General features: G+C 58.9%; 7 protein-coding genes. 3 read left to right on the forward strand and 4 right to left on the reverse strand.

From position 1 onward, the window contains the following. The coding region (locus tag ACIQ20_RS14965; RefSeq protein WP_395781675.1) for a UxaA family hydrolase at positions 1–1111 on the forward strand (1111 nt) is incomplete at its 5' end. 97 nt (positions 1112–1208) lie between these two features. Here ACIQ20_RS14965 and thpR read toward each other — a convergent pair. The 3 genes from thpR to ACIQ20_RS14980 are packed head-to-tail and all read right to left on the reverse strand — an operon-like array spanning position 1209 to position 3517. After that, positions 1209–1751, reverse strand: a complete 543-nt coding sequence (gene thpR, locus ACIQ20_RS14970; RefSeq protein ID WP_395781677.1) for an RNA 2',3'-cyclic phosphodiesterase — start codon at positions 1749–1751, stop codon at positions 1209–1211. 14 nt (positions 1752–1765) lie between these two features. Then, positions 1766–2806: an aldo/keto reductase gene (locus ACIQ20_RS14975; protein WP_395781679.1), complete on the reverse strand. Its 1041-nt coding sequence runs from the start codon at positions 2804–2806 to the stop codon at positions 1766–1768. Between the two features lie 30 nt (positions 2807–2836). After that, positions 2837–3517: an arylesterase gene (locus ACIQ20_RS14980; protein WP_395781681.1), complete on the reverse strand. Its 681-nt coding sequence runs from the start codon at positions 3515–3517 to the stop codon at positions 2837–2839. 60 nt (positions 3518–3577) lie between these two features. Here ACIQ20_RS14980 and ACIQ20_RS14985 point away from each other — a divergent pair, with 60 nt between their 5' ends. Then, a complete protein-coding gene (locus tag ACIQ20_RS14985; protein WP_395781683.1) occupies positions 3578–4264 on the forward strand; it encodes an ABC transporter ATP-binding protein in 687 nt (228 codons plus the stop codon). Beyond that, positions 4261–6795 (forward strand): ABC transporter permease, encoded by a 2535-nt coding sequence (locus ACIQ20_RS14990; RefSeq protein ID WP_395781685.1) that lies wholly within the window; start codon positions 4261–4263, stop codon positions 6793–6795. Before ACIQ20_RS14985 ends, ACIQ20_RS14990 begins: the two co-directional genes overlap by 4 nt. A gap of 8 nt (positions 6796–6803) precedes the next feature. Here the strand turns inward: ACIQ20_RS14990 and ACIQ20_RS14995 are convergent. Then, a partial coding sequence (locus ACIQ20_RS14995) for a M48 family metallopeptidase (protein ID WP_395781687.1) occupies positions 6804–7532 on the reverse strand: 729 nt, incomplete at its 5' end.

Below are 7532 nucleotides of genomic sequence, written 5' to 3' on the forward strand. Positions count from 1 at the left end.
CAACTTGATCGACCGCGCGGCCCATTTCCATGAAGATCGCATGGCGGAGTTCGCCCATGTCGATGGCGTTGCCGCCTTCACCCACACAACAGGCTGCGGTACCGCCAGCACAGGCGACGGCGTTGATGATCTCCAGCGCACCTTGGCAGGCTATGCCCGCCACGCCAATTTCCATTCCGTCGTCATCATTGGGCTGGGGTGTGAGGTCAATCAGCTAGACCGCTTGGTCGAAGAGATGGGTCTTACCCGCTCTGACCGCCTACAAACCTTCACCATCCAAGACGTTGGCGGCACAGCTCGGGCGATTGAGCATGGGCGTGGGCTGGTGCAAGAGTTGGTGCAGGAAGCCAATCAAGCACGCCGAAGCACGGCCCCTGTCAGCGCCTTGACCCTTGGCCTACAATGCGGTGGGTCAGACGGTTGGTCTGGCGTGACGGCTAACCCGGCCCTAGGTGCGGCGAGCGACCTGTTGGTGGCCCATGGCGGCACCGCCATTCTGTCTGAAACCCCTGAAATCTATGGTGCGGAATATTTGCTGCTCCAGCGCGCCAAAAATGGTGAAGTCGCGCAAGCGCTTAAGGACCGATTGGCTTGGTGGGAAGAATATGTTGGCAAGCATGGTGCCAGCCTCGATAACAACCCCTCACCCGGCAATAAGGCTGGCGGTCTCACCACAATTTTAGAAAAGTCGCTGGGTGCGGTGGCCAAAAGTGGTTCCACACCGCTCAATGGCGTCTATCGCTACGGGCAAGCCATCACCGAAAAGGGCTTTGTCTTTATGGACAGCCCGGGCTACGATCCGTGCAGCGCGACAGGCCAGATTGCGGCGGGGGCGAACCTGATCGCCTTTACCACCGGGCGCGGCAGCGTGTTTGGCTCCAAACCCAGCCCGTGCTTGAAACTCGCCTCCAACCAAGCCCTCGCCCGCCATATGGATGAGGATATGGATATTGATTGTTCGCCCATCCTATCGGGCGAAAGCATTGAGGCTGCAGGCGCACGCATCTTTGAAGCGCTCATCGAAACCGCCTCTGGCAAGCTTACCCAGTCAGAAGCCTTAGGCCTTGGCGACGAAGAATTTGTGCCGTGGCAAATTGGGGCTTATCTCTAGAGCAAAATGCGTTTGGGTGAAGCTGACTCTTTATGCATTTTGCTCTAGATTCTTTAAGGTCGCAGGCTCCATCGTTTCTGTCGAAACGAGTCCTGCTCTAGCCGATCAACGGATATTCCGCCTCAATCCCATAGAGGTTTGAGCCCTTTTTCGAGATATGGCTGGCGTAAAGGTAAAAGCGGTCGGCCGTCCACGGCCCCGCCTTGAACAAATGATGGCGGGCTTGATAGGCAATGACCGCCTCCAGACTATGGCCATCTTGCAAATAGCAGGTGGTCACATGGGGGGTGTAGTCGCGGGGATCAGGGGCGAGGCCCACTTGCCGACAGGCCCGTTCGCACGCCCGTTGCAAGTGGGTCAAGGCCTCACTCGGGGCGACTCCCATCCAAGCAGCGTGGGGCTTTGAATTGCCGAAAAAGCCCGAACCCTGCAGGGCCACCTCAAACGGTGCGACGCGGATATCGGCCAAAGCCACATCTAGGTCGGTGGCTTGTGCCTCATCCACCTCGCCCACAAAGCGCAAGGTGATGTGCAGATTGTCCCGCTTACTCCACGACGCGCGCTCTAAGCCGCTTTGGGTCTTCGCCACAGCATCGGCAATGGCGTCGGGCAAGGGCAAGGCAACAAAGAGGCGCAGCATCGACTTGGCTGAACTTAGGGGCAAGGATTGGGGATGGTCGAATGCAGGGTCTCGACGGCGGCTTCCAATTCTGGCGTCCAAGGCTTGTCGAACGCTTCAATCGCGTGGCTCAATTGGTCCATCGTGGTGGCCCCGATGATGACTGACGTCATGAATTCCCGCGTTGCGCAGAATTTCAGAGCCAATTGCACCGGTGTCATGTCATGGGCGGCAGCCAATTCCATATAGGACTTGATCGCAGGCTCTGCCCCCGGCCCCTGATAACGCTGACCGCGCTCAAACAAGGTCGTGCGGGCACCAGGTGGGCGCGCGCCGCCCAGATATTTGCCAGTCAAATAGCCTTGCGCCAATGGCGAATAAGCCAGCAGGCCAACATTTTCGCGCATCGAGACTTCGGCAAGGCCGGTTTCAAACGTCCGATTGACGAGATTATAAGCGTTCTGGATCGTCGCGATCCGCGGCAGGCCATTGCGCTCTGCCTCTTCAACAAAGCGCATCACGCCCCAAGCGGTCTCGTTCGACACGCCAATGTGCCGGATCACACCCTTCTGGACCCAAGGGTCTAATGCGGCCAACACGTCTTCAAACGCAGTGTAGTCATCCTTGTAATCGCGATAGCCCCAGCCGCCGAACATATTCACGCGGCGGTCGGGCCAGTGGATTTGATAGAGGTCGAGATAGTCGGTCTGAAGGCGCGCGAGGCTCTTTTCAATCGCCTCATCAATATTGGCCTTATTGACGCGAGAGCCTTCGCCTGAGTCGCGGAACCAATTCATCGGCGAGCGGCCAGCCACTTTGGACGCCAGGAAAATCTTATCACGCGTGCCACGCGCTTTCATCCACGTGCCAATGATGCGCTCGGTCGCGCCAGTTGTTTCAGGGCGGGGCGGAACGGCGTAAAGCTCTGCCGTGTCAAAGAAATTTATGCCGCGCTCAAACGCATAATCCATTTGGGCATGGCCTTCAGCTTCGGTATTCTGCTCGCCATAAGTCATGGTGCCGAGGCAAATCAGCGGGACGGACAGGCCAGTGCGGCCGAGCGGTTTCATGATCATGGCTGAGTTCCTTATGACGGCGAGCAGGGTTTAGGGGCGCTTGGACTTTAGACCAAATGATTTTGCCACAAAGGGCACGAGGCGGGCCGCAATCCGGTCGGCACCCACCGGGTTTGGATGGATCCCATCGGCTTGGTTGAGCGCAGGGTTTAGGGCCACGCCTTCTAGCACAAAGGGGTCCAGCGCGATCTTATGTTTGCGGGCAAGGCTTGGATAGATGGCGTCAAAGCGCGCCCGATAATCTGCGCCCCAATTGCTGGGCGCTCGCATGCCTAATAATGCCACCTTCAGGCCCCGAGCCTTAGCCCGCGTGATCATGGCATCAATGTTTGTCTTAGCATCTTCCGGGCTGCGCCCTTGCAACATGTCATTGGCACCAATGGCAAGCAACACGGCATCCGTGCCGCGCGGCACGGCAAAATCAAATCGCGCCAACGCCCCTGCGGTCGTGTCGCCTGACAGACCGGCATTTGCGATACGCAGATCATAACCGGCTGCCTTCAAGCGAGCCTCTAGCCGGGCCGGGAAGGCTTCACTGCGCTTCACGCCAAGGCCGGCCGTTAAGGAATCGCCAAAGGCAACGATGGTGTAGGGCTTTGGCCGCACTGCTTTGCCTGATTGCGCGGCAGCATCGTGGCCAGCTAGCGCCACTGCAGCGCTACCGGTAACAAAGGCTCGACGGGTGGTGAAAATAAGGGGCAAGTGCAGCATGACGCTTATTTAAGCTATCGCACCCATTGCGACAGCCCCTTTCAAGATTATGTGCAGTCTATGACCCAAAACGATATTGTCCTCTCGCTTCACAATGTAACCTTGTCCCTCCCCGGCGCGGATGGCCCAGTCCATATCCTCAAAGGGATAGATGGCGAGATCCGGGCGGGCGAGATCGTGGCGATTACAGGCCGATCAGGCTCTGGCAAGTCCAGCCTCTTGGCGGTCTCCACAGGGCTGGAACCCGCGAGTGGGGGCTCCGTCAAACTTTTGGGCACGGAATTGGTTGGTTTGAATGAGGATCAGCTAGCCTTTGTTCGGCGTGGGCGGATTGGCATTGTCTTTCAAGCCTTTCACCTTCTGCCCAATATGACGGCGCTTGAGAATGTCGCCACCGCGCTTGAAACTGCTGACATTTCAACCGGCAAGGTCGCTCGCGAGGCGGCGGCTGCCGCGCTTGAAAAGGTAGGCTTGAACCACCGGCTCAAACATTATCCAAGCCAGCTGTCAGGTGGAGAGCAACAGCGCGTCGCCGTCGCCCGCGCCACGGTGATCCAACCGAAATTGATCTTTGCCGACGAGCCGACCGGCAATCTCGACCAAGCGGCCGGTCAATCGGTTCGTGACCTCTTATTTGATGCCGCACGCAGCCAAGGGGCCGCTTTGGTGCTGGTCACCCATGAAGCCAGCCTAGCTGCCGCCTGCGACCGGATTGTGCGCTTGGAAGATGGGAAGGTCGCTTCGTGACGCGCTGGTCCTATGCGCTCAACATTGCGGTGGCAGAGCTACGCAGCGGCATTAAAGGCTTCCGCCTATTTCTGGTTTGCCTCGCCATTGGGGTCGCTGCCATTGCCGCAGCGGGCAGCATGGCGCAGGCCTTTCGGTCCGGCCTAGATGCCGAGCAGAGGCGCATTCTGGGGGGCGATTTCGTCCTGAACCTTCGCCAGCGCACGCCAAGTGCAGATCAATTGACCTTCTTTGAGCAACGGGGTGCCACTTCCCTTGCCATTGATAGCAATACAATGGGGACCTCTGGCGACATTCGTCGCCTGATCCAATTGCGCGCGGTCGATCAAGTCCACCCGCTTGAAGGGAGTGTCACCCTAGCCCCGCAACAGCCCTTGCAAGGCCTGTTGGCCGAGAAGGATGGCGTTTGGGGAGCAGTTGCTGAGCAGGCCTTGCTCGATGCCTTCAAGCTAAAAGTCGGTGACGAGATCGCTTTGCCCTATGGCAAGGTGCAAATCCGCGCAGTCCTGTTGAAAGAACCCGATGCTCTGGGTCGTGGCTTTGCATTTTCGCCGCGCCTGATGGTGTCAACGGTATCGCTGAAACCCCTCAATCTGGCTCAACCGGGTGCCCTCTTTTCTTCCGCACTCCGGGTGAAGTTAAAAGATGCGGGTTCGGCAGCTGCCACCAAGACCGCCTTTGATCAAGCTTTTCCAAATGATAAAGCTTCCTTGCGCGACAAAGCACGCTCGGCTGAAGGCTTTGATCGCGCACTCGACAGGGTGGAACTCTTTCTGTCGTGCGTTGGCTTTGCCGCCCTGTTGGCCGGGGGCTTGGGCGTTGCGGGTGCCGTGCGCGGACATTTGCAAACGCGACGCGGCTCCATTGCCATCTTAAAAGCGATGGGTGCTTCCGGTGGTGATGTGCGTCTGGCCTACGGGCTACAAATCTTGTGCTTGGCGCTTTTGGGTGCGCTCTTAGGTGTTGTGATTGGCGGGGCAGCACCGTTTTTGACCTCGTGGGCTTATGGCAGCGCTTTGCCGATCCCGATTGAGCTGACCCTATTTCCAAAGCCCCTCGCCTCTGCGGCGGGGATTGGGCTTTTGTGTGCCTTTGCTTTTGCCGCGCCACCCTTGGGTGCCGCGCGCGCAACCCCGCCGTCCCATCTGCTGCGCGGCGGCGGCGGCGATAGCCCGACGCCCTTGGCAGAGCGCATTGCAGCTATGGTTGGCCTCGTCGCGCTGGCGGGTCTCTTTGCGCTGACGAGCCCAGATCCCGTGATGGCGATTTTGCTGGCGATTGGGGCTGGACTTGGCTGGTTGGCGTTTTACGGACTTGGCAAAGCCGCCCAAATCATCGCCCATCGTGCACCCCGCCCCGGTGGCGCTTGGGGCTTGGGCCTTGCAGCACTGGGTGGTCCGGGCTCTCTCGCCCCCGCAGCAGCGCCTGCCCTCGGCTTAGGCCTCGCGCTCTTAGTGGCACTTGGACAAATCCAGTCCAATCTGGTGGCCCAAGTCCGCGATACAGCCCCAGCCAAAGCCCCAAGTGTGGCCTATACCGAAATCCCTGATCTCAAGGCTTTAGAATTTGACGCATTAGTCAAAGCGACAATCCCCCGCCTCAAGCCAGAGGATTACGCCCGCACGCCGGTGCTGACGATCCGGGTCATCTCGCTCAATGGGCAAGAAATTGATGTTGAGAAGGTCAAGCCGTCTGAGCGTTGGTTTGTCGAACAAGAAATTGGCTCAACCTGGCAGGCCAAACAGCCCGAAGGCGCGAAGCTAACCGCTGGAACCTGGTGGCCAGAGGATTGGAACGACCCATTTGAGGCCAAAATCAGCCTTGAAGCCGAAGCCGCAGAAGGGATTGGGGCTAAGGTCGGCGATACGCTGGGCATTCTGGTGTCTGGCCGAGAGATTGAGGCCAAAGTTGAAAACCTTCGGAAAGTGGATTGGGGCGGCTTTGGCGCAAACTTTGCCGTCGTCTTCGCCCCCGGTGCGTTTGAAGGCGCACAATTCCGCCATTTCGCCATTGCCCGGCTGACGCCCGATGAAGAAGCGCAGATGACTAAGGCTTTGGCGAAGGACTTTCCCGCTGTCGGCATTGTGCGGGTGCGCGATGCTTTGGCTGCAGCCGGTGATTTGTTCGAAAGCCTCGCCATCGCCATTCAAGCCATTGCCGCCGTCGCTTTGGCTGCAGGTGCTGCTGCTGTCGCGGGGGCGTTGGCCGCCGGTAGCCGTAGACGGCTTTATGAAGCTGCGATCCTAAAAAGCCTTGGGGCAAGCCGCGCCCGCATTGTCGGGGCTATGGCGATTGAACAGGCTTGTGCCGGTTTGATTGCGGCGCTGATTGGCGCAGGCCTTGGCCTTGGGGCCGCGTATGCGATTGTCACCAGCGTGCTGGAAGCCGATTGGTTGCTGAACGTCGGACTGGTTGGTTCCATCGTCGGCGGCGCTGTTACGGTCTTTGCGCTGGCGGGTGTGGCGATTGGCTTTGCCGCCCTTGGCCGTCCACCCTATCGGGTACTGTCAGCAGCGGCAGAGTTTGGCTGAGCAACAGCTTATCCACCAAGGGCCTGAAGCTGGCCACCTTGGCTTTTCAGCCAAGCGCGGGCCGGCTTCCAGTCGGGCATCAAGCGCGCCACATGAGCCCAGAAGGCTGGGGAGTGATTGAGTTCCAGCAAATGCGCCATCTCATGGGCGACGACATACTCGAACACTTTCGGCGGTGCACCAATCAAGCGCCACGACAACATAATGTCCCCGCGCGAGGTACATGACCCCCAGCGAGAGCGTGTGTCACGTAAGGCAATTGAGCTTGGCTCCTTACCGAGACAGGGGGAAAAGCTCTGCGCATAATTCACAGCGTCTGATTGGGCGAAAGCTTTCAAGGCAACCGCGACACGCGCACTAAAGCGGACTGGAGTTGCGGCAATCACCAAGCGCGGCTCAACCCCATCTTGAAAAATGGGAGCACCGCGACCGGGCACGCGCTCCAGTCTCGTTGGCCTGCCACGAAACAGGATTTCAGCCCCTTCGACAAAGGGCGCGGGCGCGGGCAAAGCATCGAGACGCGCTTCGATCCAAGCTGCATTCTCCTGCACAAATCCTAAGGCTTGTTTCTGAGAAACGCGCAAAGGGCCGCTGACCACCACACGCCGTTTGATTGGGTCGACGCGCATGGTCAAGCGCTTGGACCCAAGACGGCCGGTAAAGCAGGCTTCAACACTGCGACCAGATGGCAGGCTTAATTGGGCGACCCGTGCCACCATTAGTTTGGCGTAACAGGG

Origin of the sequence: Aquidulcibacter sp. (assembly GCF_044346625.1) — a bacterium.
Classification (GTDB): Bacteria; Pseudomonadota; Alphaproteobacteria; order Caulobacterales; family Aquidulcibacteraceae; genus Aquidulcibacter.

Bases quoted from the DNA above. Each gene is read 5' to 3' on its own strand.
- ACIQ20_RS14980 (WP_395781681.1), bottom strand. From the start codon at position 3,517: ATGCTGCACTTGCCCCTTATTTTCACCACCCGTCGAGCCTTTGTTACC.
- ACIQ20_RS14985 (WP_395781683.1), top strand. From the start codon at position 3,578: ATGACCCAAAACGATATTGTCCTCTCGCTTCACAATGTAACCTTGTCC.
- ACIQ20_RS14975 (WP_395781679.1), bottom strand. From the start codon at position 2,806: ATGATCATGAAACCGCTCGGCCGCACTGGCCTGTCCGTCCCGCTGATT.
- thpR (WP_395781677.1), bottom strand. From the start codon at position 1,751: ATGCTGCGCCTCTTTGTTGCCTTGCCCTTGCCCGACGCCATTGCCGAT.